Genomic DNA, 18241 nt, shown 5'->3' with positions numbered 1-18241 from the left:
ACCTTCCCGTTCTGTGGCCGAGGCAGCGTGCGAATTTGCCGGGCCCGGATCATGGTGGGCAGTGGGCAGTGGGCAGTGGGCAGTGGGCAGTGGGCAGTGGGCAGTGGGCAGCGGGCACCGGGCTGCGGCTCGACCTGTGCGCCACTGAGCTCGACGCCTTCCACATCGGCGGTGCGCGCGGCTCCCCAGGTACGACGGACCCGTGGACGTTCGACGGTCTACCGCTGGCGCCTGGCGCCTGGCGCCTGGCGCCTGACGCTGCACGCGCCGGTGCCGCTGGACTGACCGCGCTTTCCGGGCGAGGTGCCTCCCGCGTGGTCACCCGTGTGGGGCGCGTCCCGATACGACTGTCGCTCATGAAGTGTGGTGGTGCTCTGTCACGTTTTACGGGTTATTACTGTCAATTGGGTAGAAAGTCGAGCAGATAGGGAGGTTGGTGATCTTGGACGTCTATGAGGCGGTCGAGAGCCGACGGGCGGTGCGCGGATTCACCGACCAGCGTGTCCCGAGGGAGGTGCTGGAGCGTGTGCTGTCCGCCGCGGCGTGGGCGCCGTCCGGATCGAACCTCCAGCCGTGGCACGCCTACGTGCTGACCGGCGAGCCGCTGGCCGAGCTCAAGAGGCGCGCCGGCGAGCGCGTGGCCGCGGGCGACCCCTGGGACGAGCGGGAGTACGAGATGTACCCGGCCGTACTGAAGTCCCCGTACCGCGAGCGCCGGTCCGCCTTCGGCGAGGAGCGCTACAGCGCACTCGGCATTGCGCGCGAGGACTGGGAGGCGCGCCAGAGGGCCGCTTCCGCGAACTGGGACTGTTTCGGCGCGCCCGCCGCCCTGTTCTGCTACATCGACCGCGGCCTGGGCCGGCCCCAATGGTCCGACGTCGGCATGTATCTGCAGACCGTCATGCTGCTGCTCCGCGCCGAAGGGCTGCACAGTTGCCCGCAGATGGCATGGTCGGTGTATCGCAAGACCGTCGCTGAGGTCCTGTCGCCCCCGGACGGGCTCGTCCTCTTCTGCGGCATGTCGATCGGGTTCGAGGACGTCACGGTGGGTTACACCCGTACGGGCCGGGCGCCGCTCGACGAGACGGTCACGTTCGTCGAGGGTTAGTACTGCATTCGCATTGCGTAACGGGGTGGGTTGATGCTCGTTGGTGTGACTGTGTCCTGATGAGCTGACAGTCGAGCAGGTGGCCTGTCCTACCGCCGTCCGCGCCCAAGAAGCCGAAAAGGGGCGGCGGATGCGGGGAATACGACCTGATGCCCCTTGGCGTTCCGGAGATCCGCCGGTTGATCCGGCACGTTATCGTCACACCCCACTGCCCCAGCAACGAGTACCGCCTGCACTGGTCACGCTGCCGACGTACCAGCCAGGCCCGAGCCGGCCGCTGCCACTAGCAAGGCCGAGGCCACACACCCCAGATGCGGTTGCGGTACCAAGGGGAGGGGGGACCGAACCGCGCAGGGTCGGGTCATTGCGGCAGTGTCTGGCCGCGGGACGAGTGGGGCCTCGGCAGAACAGTGGGCACGGTGACGACGGAGGTCTCCCTGGTCAGGAGACGTTGCACAGGACAGCGCCCGGCAACCGTTAGCAGTTGCTTGATGTGGGCAGGTTCCAGATCGCCGGCCAGCCAGATGTTCTTGACGATCTGTCCTTGCGGATCGAACCGCACAGCTACATCGACTTGGTCGAGCGGCCAGCTGTGCCTGTCCGCAAAGGCCCGGACGGCCATGGAGGTACACGATCCGAGTGCGGCCAGCAGCAGTTCTCCGGGTGTGGGTCCGGTATCGGTGCTGATGGGCTGGGGTTGGTCCGCAGCCAGCGTATGAGGACCGACTGCAATGGAGCGGGCCAGACGCGGGCCTTCACCTACTGACACGACGCGTGCGTTCATCAGTCTTCCTCTCGGGCGAGGTGCACCGCTGTGTGGCCGGTGATCACCAAACGGGGCGGCGAGCTGCGACGGGATGCAGTGACTTCTCGCTTTACTGCTAAGACAGGAAGGCCCTCGCTCATGTGACACATTTCCCGGAAAACCCTGGAAAGAGAGTTGTCGCACAGTGCAGCGCTGCCTGGTCTTACAGACAGACCGAGCGCGAGCACCACAGCTGAACACGTCAGACCGAACGCGCATGATGTCTCACGCGCACGGCTGCGGAACAGGGAGCCATGCGCGACGAATCCCGAGTCATCCGTCTCGGACCTGACGACGTCGAACGTGCCGCGGCCAGGCATCGCAGGTGCTCTGTGCGCACGCTGTGGAGCCGGTATCACGGGGCGATGGGTGGTGCTCGTTCCTACGTGCGTACGCTCCTTGCCCGCCCGGGCTCGGTACATGAGCAATTGCCAAAGCCTGTGGATCAGGAGCAGTTCACGTTGTCTCATGGTTCGGGTGGATGAGCCCTTCGATGGAGCTGAGGCGGGCCTGCAGGGCGGGGTCCGAGGTCGGTGTGGCGGTGAGCAACAGCAGCTGGGCCGCGGGGTGTTCCGGAGCGTAGAGGTCGTCTTTACCGTCGTCGCCGGGGAGCGGGTTGGGCTGGATCTCGATCCGGCCGTTGGGACTGCTGGCGAGGTGGTAGACGCCCCGGTAATCGCTGTCGCGCTCGGTGAAGACCAGCCCGAGGCGGTCACTGACGAGCCGGATCAGCTCGCCGGTGGTGTGGTTGCTGGTGCCGTAGGTGTGGTGGTCGGTCATGGCGCGCCAGAGCCTACGCGCTTCATGTCGTGGAGGGGCCCGGGTTCCGGACAGTCAGTTGACCGACAAGTCACCGCTCTTGTAACAGCCCCCGATACGCAGCCCGCTTACCCCGTGTCTCCGCCCTCGTCGAGCGGGCGGGGCCGGTACGGAAGGCGACGTCTGCTTGTGCTGGGTGACGATGCCGAAGGTGCGGGCAGCCCAGTACATCCTGACCTGTGCCGGCCAGTTTCGGGGCACCCTGGCGCAGAGTCGGTGCAAGGGTGCCTCAGTTGTTCAGCGAAGCCACGTAAGGAGCCAGTTTGGCCGGATTCATTACCCACATGATGCGTTCGATGCCTCGTGCCGACACATCGACGGACAGCAACGCCACCGCGTTGCCGTCGGATGAGACAAGGACGGCCGGCCTGCCATTGGCCTCGACCCAGCGAATGTCTGCCTGAGGCCAGAATCGTGGGGCGAAGGCGGCAAGGTACTTGGAGACGTGCGGACGCCCGACGACCGGAATCCTGGATGCCCCGCGCACCCCGCCGCCGTCGGAGTAGCTGGCCACGTCCGCCGTGAGAACATCCTCGAGCACCGACAGATTGCCGGTCTGCGCCGCGGCGAGGAACACCTCCAGCAGGCGCCGGTGAGCGGTGGAGCTGACTGGCTCCCTGCGTTCTGCTGACAGATGCTTCCGGGCGCGGCTCACCAACTGGCGCGCATTGGCTTCGCTCGTCTCCAGGATGTCCGCGATCTGCTTGTACGGGTAGTCGAAGGCTTCCCTCAGAACGTAAGCAGCCCGTTCCACGGGGTTCAGCTTCTCCAGGAGGAAGAGAACCGCCAGGTCAAGTGCCTCTGCCCGTTCCGCTCCCAACTGCGGATCCACGCTTGTATCGACTGGCTCCGGAAGCCAGGGCCCGATGTACGACTCACGCCGCATCCTGGCGGACTGGGCGAAGTTGATCGCCAGACGGGCGGTGACCGTAGCCAGGAACGCTGCCGGCTCGTGGATGTCGGTGCGGTCGGTGTTCTGCCACCGCAGCCACGCCTCCTGGACGATGTCCTCGGCTTCCACAGCACTGCCGAGCACGCGGTAGGCGATGCCAAACAGCTGGGGGCGCGCTGCAATGAAATCCCTCGTTGCCTGGTCAAGCGAGTCTGCGTCATCCCCGGCGCGCATAGATGTCCTCCACCTCTTGATCACCATGCTACAAGCCGTCACAGCAGGACGCGCGGCGCCATGCGCGGGTTGTCCCGCCTCTGCCTCTGCCTCAGACGAGGACGAGCCCGCACGAATCCGGTTGGAAAAACAGTCATGTCACAGATCCAGTGCCTCTCCCGTCTGTTGTTACGAACCGGAGGCGGCAACAGGTGAATTGAAGGTGGGGCACCGCGCCAATACCTGATACGGCTGCAACTGTGATCACTGGCACGACGTCGATGGCTGAAGCTTGGCGCCTGGAGGCGGGAGTCCAGGACCACGTGGACGCGAAGAGCGTTGATGCATTCGGACTCACCCCTGCGTCCTGTCCCGTCACGCAGCAAAAATGCTGGGAGACGCCCAGAGCTGCCATAGAGGCAAACGCGCTGCGCCGACATCCAGCACACCGAGTCGGGCGTTGCCGACATCGCCGCCATACAGCTGGTGTACGCGTGTCCCGTCCCGTGCGGCCTGCACGACGTCGTAGAACTCGGCACTGATCGCGTAGGCGTCCTGCTGCTCTCGAGCGAGGGAATCGACGGACGCATCTGACATGGACGGGTGTATATCCAGCATGACAAAGCATGCAACTCATCTGTGACAGTGAGACCGAGGCAGGCACACTCTCACCGCCGTGAAGGGCTTCACCGGCCCCATCACCTACTCCCGCAGTGCCGCAGTTGCCACTGGGCTTCCCAGCATGGCCGGCTTGGCGCCGACCTCGGCGGTCACCTCCAAACCTACGACGATCTCCAGCAGCACGCCGGAGGCGGGGGAGGGGATCTCGGTGTCGACCCTTGTCGGTGAAGACCTCAAGCAGAGGCTCGTCGGCCTCGGCCGTCTCGCCGACCTGCTCCAGCCAGCGGGTGACCGTGCCCTCAGTCATGCTCTCGCCAAGGGCCGGCAGGGTTACGGGAACCGTCATGACGTCGGTTGCTCCTCACGAATGGGCAGGGCGCCGGGGCACCCTTGGCCGTTGCACGCCCTGCGGCGCGCACGTTCCCTGCCGGCGCGCCGTGCCATCGACAAGGTGCTCACCCCTGCCAGCCGTAGCGGTCGCGCGCTTGGACAACCGTGTCCGGGTCGACTGCGCCGGTCCGCGCCATTGGGTCCCTTCGCCTCGAGGGGTCAGCGACCCCGTTTGTGTCCTGGTGGCGGCGACGTCAGCCGCGTGCACTACATACGACAGAACTCGAACCGCTGTTGTGACACTGAGTGAGCAGTGTCACGATGCGCCCACTGAACGCCGTGGCCGAAGTGGGGCCGCGCGGCGGTCAAGGCCTGCGGCTTCGGGCGAGCTCCGAAACCAGCGACCTACCTCTGTCACAGAAGCCCGGTGTACTCGGACTTCATTTCTAGGCAGCCGCGTGAGCCGCCTGGAATGCACGGACGCTGTTACCGTCGAGTGAGAGATGTTGGTACACCACCCTCGCCACTTGGCGGCACACATCACCTGCCCATGCAGGGCAACATCTACGGAGGTGCAACACAGTGTCAAGCAAGGACTCAGCGGGCGAGACCAACGACAAGCCGCATCCCGAGACATGGAAGACCGCGGCGACGATGCTGCAGGACGTCAAGCCGCCCCACATTCCCGAGGGTGCCTCGGGCATGACCATCCTGGTCGAATGGCCGCCCGGTGACCGTGGTACTCCTCCGCACCGCCACTCGGGGCCGGCGTTCGGGTACGTGATCGAGGGCGAGGTGCGCTTTGAGCTGGAGGGAGAGCCGGAACGCGTGGTCAAGGCCGGTGAGACGTTCTGGGAGCCGGGCGGCGACGTGATCCATTACCAGGACGGCAACGCCCGAACTGATGCGCGGTGCCGGTTCACGGTGACCATGCTGTGTGCGCCCGGTGAGCCGATGCTCACGCTGGTTGACGAGGAGGAACTGGCGCAGCGGGCCCACCTGCGTGCTCCGCGCCCCGTGGACTGACCGGCGGCTTCCTGCTCAGGCAGCAGGTCGGCTTCGGCCGAAGCGGACCGCTCCGTGGGAAGGCACGAGAAGCATGAGCGCCACTGACGTCGTGTGCTCCATGCTGACAGTGCTGTTCGCGGCCGCAGCCATCCACGAGCTGCGACACCGTGTCCTGCCACGGAGCTCCGTGTGGCGCGTGCGGATCGACGGTCTCATGCACACTGTCGTGGCAGTGGCTCTGCCGTGGTGGTGACGGTCGTCAAGGGGGCCAGCACGGCTTCCGTGAACAGAAGCAGAGAACAAGCACTCGCACCCGGGCAGTCGGCTGTCCTCCGCCCCGGTGCGGGAGAGTTCCTGTTCCATGTCACCTTGCGCAACACGGGGATCGCACCGGGGAGCCTGCTAGTGACACGGGTGCAGTGATGTCGGCGCACGGCGGGGACCGGGCGATCGTCGTTGCGGGCGGGTGGTTGCCGGCGGCTGCCGCCGGCAACCACCCGCATGCGGACCTCAATCACCGAGCCGCAGGCACAAGGTGGTTCACCAAGTGTCAGAACGGTCCGCCCGATCACGGCCTTGCTGCGCATCAGGAAGTCCGACAGGTGGTTCTCGTGCGGGGCGCCTGGTGCCATCAAGTGATTGAGCCTTGTGCAAACTGGACGGTTTGCATGGGCTGCTGACATGCGGTGGCGCGGCGCGTCGGTCGGGCACGTTGGTCGCGGCGGGCAGACCTTGTGCAGTGTGGCAACTCGGCTCGGCCCCTCGTCGACCATGCATGGGCTGGTCGTCTTCTTCGGTACGTCTCCGCAGTCGATGCAGGAGGGTTGTTGTCAGTCTTCATGGCCTGTCGGAGGCGACCGCTAGCGTTCTTGTGACGTAATGCCGCGCTGGCGGTTGACTCGAAGGGGTGCAGTATGGGTGCTTCGGCCTGGGACTACTACGTGCCTTACCAGGAGGATCTTGGCGCCGCGCTGGTGGAGTTGCGGCACCGAGCGTTCCTTGCTGGTGACTACTACTGGGTGCGCGGCGAGGACTGGCTTCCTGAGGAGGAGCGCCAGCCGCGACCTTTGACTCTGGAGGAACTGTGGGCCGACGAGTGGACGCAGCACTCTGGCACGCACTCGATTCTCGATGTCTTCCACGTTCAACGGGCAGATGAGGAGCCCGAGATATGTGCGGTACAGCCGGTGACCGCCGAAGAGGCCCGGAGGGCCACCGGCACGGAACGGCTCACCCGGAAGCACGTTCCAGCGATCCAAGACCTTGCTCGCGAGCGCGGGTACGGTCGCTGCGCAATACTGCACGACGACCACGGGACGCCACAGGAGACCTACTTCTGGGGGTGGTCTGGAGACTGAGCCATCTACCTGATCTCAGGCTGAAGGTGGAGGGCTGGCACGGCCTTGACCAGGTTCGTGATGCGACTCGTGCTGCACCGCAGCTTGCGCAGGAGTCGCCAGGTCTTGAGGGTGGCCGGGCTGTGGCGGCAAAGCCATCCCAAGGGCTCAGCACACCTGGTTGATGCCGGTGGTCCGTCTCCTCGCCGTCCTTCGGGGCGGCGCGGAGACGGACCGTGTGTGCCTGGCCGGGCAGATTCCGGCTAGCCGAACTGGCCAGGCTGGTAGTCCCCGGCGGGCTGCTGGTTGATGACGTTGATGCGGTTGTAGGCGTTGATGACGGCGATGAGGGAAATCAGGGCGACGAGCTGGTCCTCATCGAAGTGCTTGGCAGCGTAAGCCCATGCCTCGTCGGTGACACCACCGGCGGCGTCGGCGATGCGGGTGCCCTGTTCCGCCAGCTCCAGCGCGGCGCGCTCGGCGTCGGTGAACACCGCGGCTTCCCGCCAGGCCGCGACCAGGTTGAGGCGCTGCGCCGTCTCCCCGGCGTGCGCGGCGTCCTTGGTGTGCATGTCGGTGCAGAAGCCGCAGCCGTTGATCTGGCTCGCGCGAATCTTCACCAGCTCTTGGATCACGGCCGGCAGCGTTGAGTCCGAAACCATCTTGCTGGCCGAGTTGATGTGCTTCAGCACCCTTCCCGCGAGGGGGTGGCCGAAGTAGTTGAGACGCGATTCCACGGTGATCTCCTTGCCGTGTTGCAGATACGCACTACTGACCGGGTGGCCTGACGATGTGTGACAGGAAGTCGGGTATGACGTGGGTCTCATCTGTTCGGCATCCGGGGTCACCAGCCGGCAGCGGATGCCGGTCGGCCGATGCGGATGCGTCGGACACACGCCGAGGAGGCGCGTCAAGCAGCGGCACCATGTTTTCGTATGCCGAGCCGAGGAGTTGGAGGACCGCCAGATCGCCCGAGCGCGGCAGCACGCAGCTCAAGCATCAGCTTCCTCCAGCTCTTGTCGTGCCGCTCGGATCACCGCCGGCGTGCCGTCCGGACAGGCCGTACGCAAGCCCGTTCCGGGGGAGCGGCGGGTGCGGGCAGTGGAGATCACGCCTCAGGGCGTCGAGCTTGTCGATGCAGCCCATGTGGCGGCGGAGTCGCTGACTGAGCGTCTGTTTGTCGAACTGGGGCCCAGCGAGCCCGCGCAGCTGACGGATCTGCTGACCCGGGTTGTCTATCCCGCTGGCGGTTAGGCATCCAGGGAAAATCCAGGTGTCCCGCTGGAGTATCAGTACTTCAATCGCATGTGGTGTGACGGGGTGGGTCGATGCCCGTTGGTGAGACTGCGTGCTGATGAGCTGACGGTCGAGCAGGCCGATTCGTGGTCCGTGGGGTGCGTGCTCATGACAGAGACTCGGTTGAAAGCGTTCAGGGTGATTCGACCCAGATCGCGGCGGAGATCTCGTCGTCCGACAGCACGGAGCGGATGAGGACGTAGGCGGCACTCTGTGCCTCGCCGTCTGCGGGGTGGGTCGTGGCCTCTGACGGCGTGCGCTTCTGTGTTGCTCACCGGCCGGCCCACTGATCGGCTCCTGGTGCTTCGCCGACCACTACGGCCCCCGACGAGGTCGCAGCCACCGGTGGTATGGACGTCGCGCCCCACCCCCACACCGGCCTGCAGATTCTGGCCGTCAGTGGGCCTACTGATGCGGCTCTGCTGGTCCTGCGCAGCCCAGGCGCGATGCGCGAGATCGTAGGTACGGGGCTGCGTCTGCGGCCCACGGTCGGCGGTCAGGTCCCGGACGCCCGATTGGTTGACGAACTGGTGGCCGTGGACCCGTCGGTCGCATTTGTGGGCCAGCGGTCTTGGCGTGGCGGTGCCCACTTGGACAGGTGACTTCGGGTGTCTGTTCGCTGCGTGCCACGCGGTGGGGTGACACCTGCCCTGGCCACGGCGTTGCTCGCTTACGCGGGGGATCACTGCCGCGTCGGCCGTGCCGCTGCTGCTGCCGAGTCTCGGTAGCCTCGATGCGGCGTAGGTCCTCACCCCTGCGCCGCGGTGGCGTGCCTGAGACTGCCGTCACAGCTGCGGATCTTGCCTATCGGATCGTCAAATCCCGTTCCGATGGCGGCCGTCGGCTGGCTGGTGCCGCTGATCGAGAGGCGGCGAGACCGCTCAGCGCTCACCGGCCGGCTCCGGCCACAACGCCCGCACCGCGTCAGGCACCTCGGCGACAACAGCCGGATCGAGCAAGGCCAGTTGGAGGATGTAGCCCGGGAGGACGGAGATCATCGTTGAAGCGATCGCCTCGGCCGTCACGCTTGTGGGCAAGTCGCCGTGGTCCTGATGGTCGCGAACCAAGATGACCAGGTTGGTGCGCATGCGGGCCATGAGCTGGTCGAGCTTGCGAGCCAGCGAGCGGTTGCGCATGGCTTCTCCCCAGACCAGAACAGCGAGCCCGGCCAGGTCTGCCTCGACGGACTTGGCCCGAACCACGTCGAGCAGTTTCGCCATGACTGCCCCCATGGATTGGCCCTGCTGGTTCGTGGCGACGGCGAGCGATATATCGAGGACATCGCGCATGTTCTCCTCGGCGATCGCGAGGATCATCTCGTCCTTGCTCGTGAAGTGCCGGTACACCGCGCCCGCAGACAGTCCCGCCTCCGCGAACAGGTCCTGCATGGACGCGGAGTGGAAACCGTCGCGGAGGAAACACCGGCGCGCGGCGTCCAGGATCTGATCACGGCGGGCGTCCATGTACTGCTGGGTGACCTTGGGCATGGGGTCATCCTACCAAAACAAAACGAACATTCTTGTTGACGTTGCTTGTGCATCAGGTTCAGACTGGGGAATTAAGAGAACGATCATTTCATTTGTTATGGGAGGGCTGACCGTGAGGAACCCGTTGTCAGGACACCGGGCATGGCGGGAAGTGGCCGTTGCCGCCGTGGTGCTGCCCCTAGGGATCACCCTGGCGGTGATGGTGTTCGCCTGGCCGGCGGGACGGTTCGCGCCGCGCGACGTCCCGGTCGGGATCGTTGGCACCGGGGCGGCCAGCCAGCACGCGGTGGAGGGACTGGTCCATGAGAGGCCGGCCGCGTTCGACTTCCACCTTTACCCCGACCAGCAGGCCGCGCGGTCGGCGATCGAGAACCGGGACGTCTACGGCGCCTTCGTCATCTCACGCCACGGCATCACCGTGCTGGAGGCCTCTGCCGCCAGCACCTCCGTGGCCCAGCTTCTGGGCGAGGTCGGACAGCAGCTGGCCGATCGGGCCGCCCAGCAGGGGGCGGCCGGTGCTCAGTCCCCGGCGAAGATCCACGTGAGGACACTCGACCTGGTGCCCGTCGCCGCAGAGGACCCCAGGGGAGTGGTGTTCAGCTCGGCGGTCTTCCCGCTCACGATCTGCGCCATCCTGATCGGGGCGTTTGTCGCGATGGCTCGCAGCCTGCGACGCCCGTTGGACCGAGTGCTGACGCTCCTCGTTGCATGCGCCGCCGCGGGCTTCGGTGCCTATCTCGTGGCCCAGGGTTTCCTCGGGGCGCTGCCCCACGATCACGTGGCCACGTGGGCGGTCCTGTCGCTCGTCCTGTTCTCCATCAGCGCCACCGCTGCCGGGCTGATCCGACTCCTCGGGTCGGCCGGCCTTGGGCTCAGCGCCGTGCTCATGGTCTTCGTCGGGAACCCCTTCTCCGGCGCCACCTCCGCTCCGGAGATGCTCCCCAAGGGAGTGGACTACGTGGGCCAGTGGCTGCCCCCCGGCGCCGGAGCCAGCCTGCTTCGCGACACCGCGTACTTCGACGGCAACAGCGGCGCAGGCCACCTTGCCGTCCTCGCCCTGTGGAGCGTCTGCGGGCTCACAGCAGTCGTGTTCGGCCGCCGCATCACTGGGAAAGCCCCCGGTGCGGAGACCGGTGAGATGGCTTCCGGAGCGTCGCTCCCGGCCATGCCAAATCAGCAGTCCGGTGCTGCTTCGCCGGATCGGCGTCACGCGCACGCGCATGCACGTCGCGATGACATTGACGGCTGATACCGAGCGTTTCATGCGCGCAATCGGGGCTGGCCACCAAGGACTTCGGCCCGGCGTCGAAGGCGGGTGAGGCGATGACGCACGGCTACACCCTGGCCTTCGTCGCCGCAGGCGCCATGTTCCTGTCCGGGACGGTGGTCGCGGCACTGGCCGCCAACGCGCGCCGGCGGCAGCACACCAAGGGCGCGGCCGTCCACATGAGCTGACCTCACCAAGGAGGCGGCCCCTTCCACAAGGGCCGCACCGCTACCTAGGGTCGCGGCCCGGCAGACAGCCACACGGGCCGAATCCCGACACAGCCACGACAACGACGTACGGCGCGAGGCGTTGAACCGCGATGCCTCGCGCCGTACCGGAGCGGACACACACCATGACCAACCCACAACACTCTCAACCGGCACACCGGTCCGAACCCCCGCAGCCGACCGGGCCCCCTGTGGCCGTCACTCGGGCCTTCGCCCTGCTGGGCAGACGCTGGAACGGCCTGATCATCGCAGCCCTGGCCAAAGGCCCGGCCGACTTCGCCCAGGTTCGCGAGCGCGTCCCCGGCATCAGCGACCGCATGCTCGCCCAGCGCCTCCAGGAACTGACCGCGGTCGACCTCGTTGCCCGAAACGTCCAGCCCGGCCCGTCGTCGCGAACCCATTTCGCACTCTCTCCGCACGGCAACGCCTTCCTCATCCCCCTAGCCGCCTTGCTCGTGTGGGCGGAGGACCACCTTCCAGCGAGCGACTCACCAGCGTCGGATCGACCGGCCACGCCAGACCCCTGACTTCCCTTTCCATGCCGGTACACCGCTGCCGTGGGGGGCGCGGATGCGGTCCAGGACCGGGATCATCTGGGGCGCGTCGCCCCACTGGCCCGGTGTGATCAGCAGTGCCAGCGGGCGGCGTCTGCCCTCTCCAACGAGGTGGATCTTGGTTGTCGGGCCACCGCGTGAGCGGCCCGGGGCCTCATCCTCCCGGTGCTGGGCAGGGTGGGACCGTCTGCCGGTCACCCGGGGCGGTCCGAAGCGGGCACCGGCCCCGTGCTGATGAACCCGGCACACGGTGGAGTCCAGGCTCACCATGGACAGTCGATGCGTCCCTCGGTATCAGCGTCAGCTTGCAGGGCCCCTGGTCTTCACCTACCTGGTGAGTCCCGCGATGGCCGTTCCATGTCCCGCACCTCGCCCAACCAACCGTCCGCGGGCAGAGCGCAGGGATAAAAGCGGAGCTTAGGGCTGCGATTGACCTTCTCGGCCCGGCACCCGACGCAGTCCCGCTGTCTCTTGCCCATGCTTCGACCCCACCTGGATGGACGAAGACCTTCACTGATCCGCCGGCTCTGCGCGGCGATCGTGGACCGGCTCACCTTCGGCGGCAACATCATCGAGACCGGCACCGATTCCTACCGCCTCGCCCACACCAAGAACCAGCAGGGCAAAGGCTGACCCTACGCATCAGGACCCGAAACTACCGGCCCGGGCTCCCACCCACGCGAGCCAGCACGTCGTCGGCCAACTCCTTCGGGGTCAGCTCGCCGTCCAGGAACACGGTGTCACTGGGCAGCGTGTTCATCGCGGCCGTGCACGGCTCGATCCTGGCCTTGCACCACTGCCGGACCCGCTCATCCTGCTCGGGATGGTCCGGCGTGAAGCTCCGTCCGTCGATCCGCTTCACCAAGACCTCCTCGGAGACCTTGAGGAAGAAGTGGTGGACCGCGGCCCCCGCGTCCTTCAACGCACCGAAAATCTCTTCGACATACCCTGGGTTGACCAACGTCATGGGGACGAGGACGGGCCTCTGGTATTCCTCGACGAGTCCCACCGCCAGGTTCGCGACCTGCCGTCGCCACAACCGCAGATCCTGGAAATCGCCAGTGGGGACCTCCACGATCTCGCGCAGCGCATAGCCGACCATCTCCGGGTCATAGACCAGCGCCTCGGGCCAACGCGGACGCAGTTCGTCGACCAACGTGGTCTTCCCGCTGCCGAACGCGCCGTTCACCCAGACGATCACACGCATCTCCCCGTCACCGATGCCCTCATCGGGCACAACCGTCCCCAGAGCCACACACCGCGACGCACGGGTGGGGCCAAATCACACTGACAGATCATGCCCGAACGATCGCTAAGTGGAGCCGAAACCCACTAACAGCGGGCGACTTCCCGGTTCGTCAGGGCCACCAAGCCCCTGACCGGCGCGGTCGCCCAGCACACCGCTCAATGCTGCAACCGATGTTGCACCGGGGCGCCTTGCCGATTCGGAGCCTGGGAGCGAAACCGGTTGCGCAACGAAAGGTTGCGTTAATGGGGTGCGCCGGATACGCTGACGTGCAACCGTCAGTTGCGTTGAGGTCAGGAGGGTCACATGGAGTACGGAAGCATCGAGCGGGAGCTCCGCATTGACGCCACCCCCGAGGTGGTCTACGAGGTGATCAGCTCTCCGGAGCACCTGCGCGAGTGGTGGCCCGACGACGCCGAGCTCGACCCGGTCCCCGGCGCCACCGGCGCAGTCACCTTCGGCGACCCGGCCTCGCCGGACGCAAAGGTTGAGCCGCTCACCGTCCTGGAGGCTGACCCGCCCCGCCGGTTCGCGTTCCGCTGGGTGTACGACGAGGGCGAGTCGGCTGCGCCAGGCAACTCCCTCCTCGTCACCTTCGACCTCGTTCCGTCCGGTGACGGCACACTGCTGCGCTTTGCGGAGACCGGCTTCCGTGAGCGCGGGTGGGAGACCGCCGTGCTGGAGGAGGCCTACCTCGACCACGTCCGCGGCTGGGACCTCTTCCTCCCGCGCCTCGTCACCTATGCCGACAGGCTGGTCACGCGGCCGTGAGTACTGCGATCGATGACGATCTCTGGTCCGCGGTCGGCGACCCGACCCGGCGACGGATGCTCGACCTGCTCCTCGCCGACGGAGGCGGTACGGCGACCACGCTCAGCGAGCGGCTGCCCGTCACCCGGCAGGCGGTCGCCAAGCACCTCGGTGTGCTGGACCGCGTCGGCCTGGTGCACGTGACGCCGGCGGGGCGCGCGCGCCGCTACGAGGTGGACGAGGCCCAGCTCGCCCGTGCGGTCGCGCAGCTGTCCGCGGTCGGCGCGACCTGGGACGCCCGGCTGCAGCGGATCAAGCGGATCGCCGAGCGGATCCAGAGCAGCAAGCCGGGCTGACCGCACCCCCACACTCGCAACTCGCCGCCACGTCCGTGGCGGCGACGGGCGACCGCACCCTGAAGCGGGCGCGCACACCCGGAAACCGAGGAAGAGGAAACGAGCTGGTGGACATCCCGCACCGGTTGCGCCCCGGCTGGTCGAGATCGGCAGGGGACGGCCCGTGCCGAGCGACGTCCGGGTCAGCACCTGGCACTGGATCCCGCAACCACTCATCAATGGGCACGAAGAGACAAGGATCCGATCACTCATGACGACACAAACACCGGGCAGCCACGAAATGAGCACGGCGCGCACCGAGCGCGGCTACTCGACGTCGTACCCGGTCGAGCAGTCACCGGAGGAGGTCTTCGCCGCCATCCTGGACGTCCGCGCCTGGTGGACGGGCCAGATCGAGGGGCGTGCCGACGAGCTGGGTGCCGAGTTCACCTACCGGCATCCACCCCAGCACTACAGCCTCCAGCGCGTGGTCGAGCTCGAGCCGGGCCGCCGCGTGGTCTGGCGGGTCACCGACAGCCACCTGGCCTTCGTCTCGGAGCCGGGCGAGTGGACCGGCAGCGAGATCGTGTTCGACATCGTGCCCGCGGCCGGCGGCACCGAGCTGCGGTTCACCCACGTCGGCCTGGTGCCAGACGTCGAGTGCTTCGGCGCGTGCTCCACGGCCTGGCTGCACTACGTCAACGGCAGCCTGCGCAGCCTGATCACCACGGGAGAGGGCCTGCCCGATCCGTGGTGACCTGCGGCCGGGCGTGCGGCGCCACCGAAGGGCGTGTCTCATTAAGCGGTGTGTTGCAGGTCATGGGTCTGGTGTACGTGGACGTCGGCGTGCACGGGCTGGTCAAGGGCGGATGACTCTCGCGTAGGTCATCGGTCAGCGGGCGACTTCCCGGTTCGTCAGGACCAGCAGGGCCCTCACCAGGGCGGTCGCCCATTTCGGGTTGGTGCGTACCTTGCCGAGCACGCGCCAGACGCCTCACGTTGCCAACGCGTTAAGCTGCCGCGGCGAGTTCAGTGGGGAAGGCGGTTCGTTCATCGAACAGGTCTCGCCTCTGAAGGCAGTGATAGAGCTGCCCGAGCATGCGATTGAACAGGTGCCGAAGGGCGGCCGCGTGCCAGTCACCGTGCTCGTTGCGACGTCGGCGATAGTGGGCCTTGGCCCCGGTTGATCCGTTTCGAGCGGCGAAGGCCCACAGGTACCCGGTGTGGTTGAGCCGGTCGTTCTTCACCCAGCGGCGCGTGATGCTCGACCTCTTGCCGGAGGCGCGGGTGATGGGCGAGGAGTCGGCGTACGCCTTCAGCCCCCGGGCATCGGCGAAGCGGGTGCGATCGTCCCCGATCTCGGCCAGGATCCGGGCGGCGAGCTGGATGCCGAGCCCGGGGAAGCTCAGCAGTATCTCCGCGTCCGGGTGTTGAAGGAACGCCTCTTCCACCGCTTCGGCGAGCTGGTCGGCGGCGGTGCAGGCGGCCTCCAGCTGGAGCAGGACGGCAAGCGTCTGCTTGCCGAGCGCGTCCGCGACGAGGGGAGGCTGGTGGGCCCACTCGGCGCGCAGGACATCGCGCAGACGCTCGGCCTCGGCAGCGATGCCGCGCTTGCGGCCTGCGCGCTTGAGGACGGCCTGCAGCTGGGCGCGGGTCAGCCGAGCGGCCTGGGACGGAGTCGGTGCGGCCCTCAACAGCTCGCGAGCCTCGGGGCGGCACAGACCGTTGGTCCAGGCGGCGACGGCTTCCAAGGCGGCCGGGTAGTACTCACGCAGCAGGGACCGGAGCTGGTTGGCGATCTGCTGGCGGTTCCACAAAGCGTCCTGCTGGGCACGGGCGAGGACAGCGATTGCGCGGCCGAGGTCGGAGTCGGCGGGTAGGGGCCGGTGGGCGTGCATGTCGGTGCGCAGAATGTTCGCCAGGACCAGGGCGTCGCCGGGGTCGGACTTCTTGCGCGAGACACTGTGCCGGTCGCGATACCGGGCTGCGGACAGCGGATTGATCACGAACACCTGCCGCTTGCCCTGCCGCAGCATCGCGACCAGCAGGCCGCGGGAAGTCTCGATCGCGATCGGGATCGGATTCTCCTCACTGTCGCCGTGCTCGGCGAGCAGTTCCAGCAGTACCTGGTAGCCGGCGACGTCGTCGGTGATGTGCCGCTTGGCGGCTAACGCGCCGGTGTCGTCGACCAAGGCGACGTCGTGCGTGCGTTCCGCCCAGTCGATTCCGCAGTAGAGCACGATGGTTCCTTCCCGATGTGTTGGTGTTTGCACTGGTCACGAGCGCATGCGGGCCACGCGTCGCACTAATCCCAGGCATCAGCCGCAGTGCAGCCGTGCCTCCACCTCACGAGCCGTTTGTGGCACCAGCGCATTCCACGGGCCTCGGTCTGCGCGGGAGCTCGAACGGCTCGGGCGTCTCAAGAGGCCACCGCGGAGTGGGCTCGCCCCACCAACACCAACGAGTGGCAGGGGTGATGTGACGTCGATGCTGGATGTCACCGGTCTGGCGAGAGGCGTCAAGGCCCGTTCTTCAGAAGGCATCCATCCAGCACTCGACTCGAACGCCCGAGGAACCACGAGGCTCGCTCGGGATGTTCTTAGCAAGGGATTAGTTCTTCAGGTGGGCCACCTCGAGATCGCCGTCAAGTACGTGCAAGCCGCGCACCCGGACAGGGCGCTGCCCCGGATCCGCTGACTGGGCGGACCGCCCACTGCCATCCTGGCGCAGTGGAAGACATCGACCATGCCTTCGGCCTGTCACTGCCGGAGCCGACGCTCGCCGCGCCCACCTCGGACCCCGTGCACCTTCCGATCACGAACCCAACGTATGGCCAGGGTTGCTTGCCGCCGCCCGTTGCCCACGTCCAACACCGAAGAGCGGGGCCTGGATTGGCGGCGGTGAGCGCGACGGTTCCATGACCGGTGGGCGTGGTTCGGTGTCAGAGGGTTCGGGCCGCAGCGGCGTCGCGGAGGAGTCCGGCGAAGGTCAGGGCGGCGGGGGTGAGCGAGTGGTCGGCCATGCGAACCAGGAGGATACGGCGGATGGGGGCCGGCGGCTGCAGGGGCAGGACGTTGACGCCGGGTCGGATGCCCTCCAGGGCCAGGGTGGGGGCGAGCGCGACGCCGATGCCGGCGGCGACCATGGCCTGGGCTTCCTGGTAGTCGTGGGCCTCGTAGGCGATGTGGGGCTCGAAGCCGACGGCGCGGCAGCCGCGGACGAGGGCTTCGGCCACCGGGTGATGTTCGGCGCGGGTGATCCAGGGGTCGTGTGCGAAGTCGGCGAGTGAGGCGGCGTCGCGGCCGGCGAGTGGATGGTGGTCGCTGACGAGAAGGGCTGGCGGGTCATCGAGGAGAGGGGTGATGACGATGTCCTCCCTGTCGATTCGGCTCCAGTCGTAGTCCCACATCAGCGACATTTCGATCTCCCGGTTCTCCAGCATCGTCCAGAGTCCGGCAATGCGGGCGCTGCGGACGGTCAGCCGTACGTCGGGGTGGGCGTCCCGGAAGGCGATCACGGCCTGCGGAAGGAGCGAGGCGCCGACGGTGGGGAAGGTGCCGATGCGCAGGGTGCCCGCGCGCAGGCCGGCGTAGTCGGCGAGTTCGTTTTCCGCGGCCTGCAGTTCGCGTGCGATCCGTTGCCCTCGCTCGGCCAGCGCCCGTCCGGCGTCGGTGAGGGTGACGCCCCGGGCGTGGCGTTCCAGCAGGGGCTGGCCTGCCTCTGCTTCCAGGCGGCTGATCTGCTGCGATACCGCTGACGGGGTGTAGTTGAGGGCGCGGGCTGTCGCGGTCACCGAGCCGCGCCGGGCGACCTCCGTGAACAGCAGGATGCGCCGGACGTCGAGCATGCCGCCACCTTCAGCGTTCACTTGAGCTTAATAGCCATGCAGATTTCCGAGATTGTACTTCACGCTGCCGTAACCCACCGTGGAGGACACCACGCACGG

At 67.1% G+C, this 18241-nt stretch carries 20 protein-coding genes and 5 pseudogenes; 13 read left to right on the top strand and 12 right to left on the bottom strand.

All coding sequences use genetic code 11. The features are described from left to right. The first annotated feature begins 442 nt into the window (after window positions 1-442). A complete protein-coding gene (locus ACZ4RZ_RS39715) occupies window positions 443-1108 on the top strand; it encodes a nitroreductase (RefSeq protein ID WP_467752158.1) in 666 nt (221 codons plus the stop codon). Between the two features lie 361 nt (window positions 1109-1469). On the opposite strand, the gene ACZ4RZ_RS39710 is transcribed toward ACZ4RZ_RS39715, so the two are convergent. From ACZ4RZ_RS39710 to ACZ4RZ_RS39690, 5 genes and pseudogenes are all read right to left on the bottom strand, one after another. After that, window positions 1470-1892: an OsmC family protein gene (locus ACZ4RZ_RS39710; protein ID WP_467752156.1), complete on the bottom strand. Its 423-nt coding sequence runs from the start codon at window positions 1890-1892 to the stop codon at window positions 1470-1472. Between the two features lie 477 nt (window positions 1893-2369). Then, window positions 2370-2693, bottom strand: coding sequence for a hypothetical protein (locus tag ACZ4RZ_RS39705; RefSeq protein WP_467752155.1), 324 nt, complete (start codon window positions 2691-2693; stop codon window positions 2370-2372). Window positions 2694-2961: 268 nt separating this feature from the next. After that, the gene (locus ACZ4RZ_RS39700; RefSeq protein WP_467752153.1) at window positions 2962-3858 is read right to left on the bottom strand and encodes an RNA polymerase sigma-70 factor; all 897 of its coding nucleotides are present in this window, start codon (window positions 3856-3858) and stop codon (window positions 2962-2964) included. A 354-nt stretch (window positions 3859-4212) separates the two neighbouring features. Beyond that, window positions 4213-4434 (bottom strand): hypothetical protein, encoded by a 222-nt coding sequence (locus ACZ4RZ_RS39695; protein WP_467752151.1) that lies wholly within the window; start codon window positions 4432-4434, stop codon window positions 4213-4215. Window positions 4435-4551: 117 nt separating this feature from the next. Continuing rightward, a pseudogene (locus tag ACZ4RZ_RS39690) lies at window positions 4552-4792 on the bottom strand (biotin/lipoyl-containing protein); the annotation flags it as partial. A gap of 650 nt (window positions 4793-5442) precedes the next feature. Between ACZ4RZ_RS39690 and ACZ4RZ_RS39685 the strand changes: the two are divergent. The 3 genes from ACZ4RZ_RS39685 (at window position 5443) to ACZ4RZ_RS39675 (ending at window position 7154) form a co-directional block, all read left to right on the top strand. After that, window positions 5443-5814, top strand: coding sequence for a cupin domain-containing protein (locus tag ACZ4RZ_RS39685; RefSeq protein WP_467752226.1), 372 nt, complete (start codon window positions 5443-5445; stop codon window positions 5812-5814). Window positions 5815-5887: 73 nt separating this feature from the next. Further along, on the top strand, window positions 5888-6049 hold the full coding sequence (locus tag ACZ4RZ_RS39680) for a hypothetical protein (RefSeq protein ID WP_467752150.1): 162 nt from the start codon (window positions 5888-5890) through the stop codon (window positions 6047-6049). Between the two features lie 661 nt (window positions 6050-6710). Beyond that, window positions 6711-7154 carry a hypothetical protein gene (locus tag ACZ4RZ_RS39675; RefSeq protein WP_467752148.1) on the top strand — a complete coding sequence of 148 codons (444 nt, stop codon included), beginning with the start codon at window positions 6711-6713 and terminating at the stop codon, window positions 7152-7154. 242 nt (window positions 7155-7396) lie between these two features. Here ACZ4RZ_RS39675 and ACZ4RZ_RS39670 read toward each other — a convergent pair whose 3' ends face one another. Continuing rightward, window positions 7397-7870, bottom strand: coding sequence for a carboxymuconolactone decarboxylase family protein (locus ACZ4RZ_RS39670; protein WP_467752146.1), 474 nt, complete (start codon window positions 7868-7870; stop codon window positions 7397-7399). 364 nt (window positions 7871-8234) lie between these two features. On the opposite strand from ACZ4RZ_RS39670, the gene ACZ4RZ_RS39665 reads away from it, so the two are divergent. Beyond that, complete coding sequence (locus ACZ4RZ_RS39665; RefSeq protein ID WP_467752144.1) at window positions 8235-8387, top strand: hypothetical protein; 153 nt, start codon at window positions 8235-8237, stop codon at window positions 8385-8387. Between the two features lie 137 nt (window positions 8388-8524). Here ACZ4RZ_RS39665 and ACZ4RZ_RS39660 read toward each other — a convergent pair. Beyond that, a pseudogene (locus tag ACZ4RZ_RS39660) lies at window positions 8525-8679 on the bottom strand (carboxymuconolactone decarboxylase family protein); the annotation flags it as partial. Between the two features lie 27 nt (window positions 8680-8706). Between ACZ4RZ_RS39660 and ACZ4RZ_RS39655 the strand changes: the two are divergent. Then, window positions 8707-8824, top strand: a pseudogene (locus ACZ4RZ_RS39655) (pirin family protein); the annotation flags it as partial. A gap of 486 nt (window positions 8825-9310) precedes the next feature. Here ACZ4RZ_RS39655 and ACZ4RZ_RS39650 read toward each other — a convergent pair. Further along, window positions 9311-9916, bottom strand: coding sequence for a TetR/AcrR family transcriptional regulator (locus ACZ4RZ_RS39650; RefSeq protein WP_467752142.1), 606 nt, complete (start codon window positions 9914-9916; stop codon window positions 9311-9313). 112 nt (window positions 9917-10028) lie between these two features. Here ACZ4RZ_RS39650 and ACZ4RZ_RS39645 point away from each other — a divergent pair, with 112 nt between their 5' ends. The 3 genes from ACZ4RZ_RS39645 to ACZ4RZ_RS39635 all read left to right on the top strand — a co-directional run bounded on the left by ACZ4RZ_RS39645 (window position 10029) and on the right by ACZ4RZ_RS39635 (window position 11937). Continuing rightward, window positions 10029-11165 (top strand): ABC transporter permease, encoded by a 1137-nt coding sequence (locus ACZ4RZ_RS39645; protein WP_467752141.1) that lies wholly within the window; start codon window positions 10029-10031, stop codon window positions 11163-11165. A 74-nt stretch (window positions 11166-11239) separates the two neighbouring features. After that, entirely contained in the window at window positions 11240-11371 is a 132-nt protein-coding gene (locus tag ACZ4RZ_RS39640; RefSeq protein WP_467752139.1) for a hypothetical protein, read from the top strand. A 230-nt stretch (window positions 11372-11601) separates the two neighbouring features. Continuing rightward, a complete protein-coding gene (locus ACZ4RZ_RS39635; protein WP_467752137.1) occupies window positions 11602-11937 on the top strand; it encodes a winged helix-turn-helix transcriptional regulator in 336 nt (111 codons plus the stop codon). Window positions 11938-11958: 21 nt separating this feature from the next. Here the strand turns inward: ACZ4RZ_RS39635 and ACZ4RZ_RS39630 are convergent. Continuing rightward, a pseudogene (locus ACZ4RZ_RS39630) lies at window positions 11959-12278 on the bottom strand (IS5/IS1182 family transposase); the annotation flags it as partial. Between the two features lie 177 nt (window positions 12279-12455). Between ACZ4RZ_RS39630 and ACZ4RZ_RS39625 the strand changes: the two are divergent. Beyond that, a pseudogene (locus ACZ4RZ_RS39625) lies at window positions 12456-12597 on the top strand (ATP-binding protein); the annotation flags it as partial. 22 nt (window positions 12598-12619) lie between these two features. On the opposite strand, the gene ACZ4RZ_RS39620 reads toward ACZ4RZ_RS39625, so the two are convergent. Further along, the gene (locus ACZ4RZ_RS39620; RefSeq protein ID WP_467752136.1) at window positions 12620-13165 is read right to left on the bottom strand and encodes a P-loop nucleotide/nucleoside kinase family protein; all 546 of its coding nucleotides are present in this window, start codon (window positions 13163-13165) and stop codon (window positions 12620-12622) included. 351 nt (window positions 13166-13516) lie between these two features. On the opposite strand from ACZ4RZ_RS39620, the gene ACZ4RZ_RS39615 reads away from it, so the two are divergent. The 3 genes from ACZ4RZ_RS39615 to ACZ4RZ_RS39605 all read left to right on the top strand — a co-directional run bounded on the left by ACZ4RZ_RS39615 (window position 13517) and on the right by ACZ4RZ_RS39605 (window position 15052). Next, entirely contained in the window at window positions 13517-13981 is a 465-nt protein-coding gene (locus ACZ4RZ_RS39615; protein WP_467752134.1) for an SRPBCC family protein, read from the top strand. Further along, the gene (locus tag ACZ4RZ_RS39610) at window positions 13978-14316 is read left to right on the top strand and encodes an ArsR/SmtB family transcription factor (protein ID WP_467752132.1); all 339 of its coding nucleotides are present in this window, start codon (window positions 13978-13980) and stop codon (window positions 14314-14316) included. The genes ACZ4RZ_RS39615 and ACZ4RZ_RS39610 overlap by 4 nt, the downstream gene beginning before the upstream one ends. A gap of 250 nt (window positions 14317-14566) precedes the next feature. After that, entirely contained in the window at window positions 14567-15052 is a 486-nt protein-coding gene (locus tag ACZ4RZ_RS39605) for an SRPBCC family protein (RefSeq protein WP_467752130.1), read from the top strand. 253 nt (window positions 15053-15305) lie between these two features. Here the strand turns inward: ACZ4RZ_RS39605 and ACZ4RZ_RS39600 are convergent, their stop codons facing one another. Together ACZ4RZ_RS39600 and ACZ4RZ_RS39595 are read right to left on the bottom strand one after the other, a co-directional pair. Next, complete coding sequence (locus ACZ4RZ_RS39600; protein ID WP_467752129.1) at window positions 15306-16535, bottom strand: IS110 family RNA-guided transposase; 1230 nt, start codon at window positions 16533-16535, stop codon at window positions 15306-15308. Between the two features lie 701 nt (window positions 16536-17236). After that, window positions 17237-18142: a LysR family transcriptional regulator gene (locus ACZ4RZ_RS39595; protein WP_467752224.1), complete on the bottom strand. Its 906-nt coding sequence runs from the start codon at window positions 18140-18142 to the stop codon at window positions 17237-17239. Window positions 18143-18241 lie beyond the last annotated feature (99 nt).

It is taken from the genome of Streptomyces sp. NPDC027189, assembly GCF_055566975.1.
Note: the sequence above shows the minus strand (reverse complement) of the source record. Positions and strands in the feature narration are given on the sequence as shown.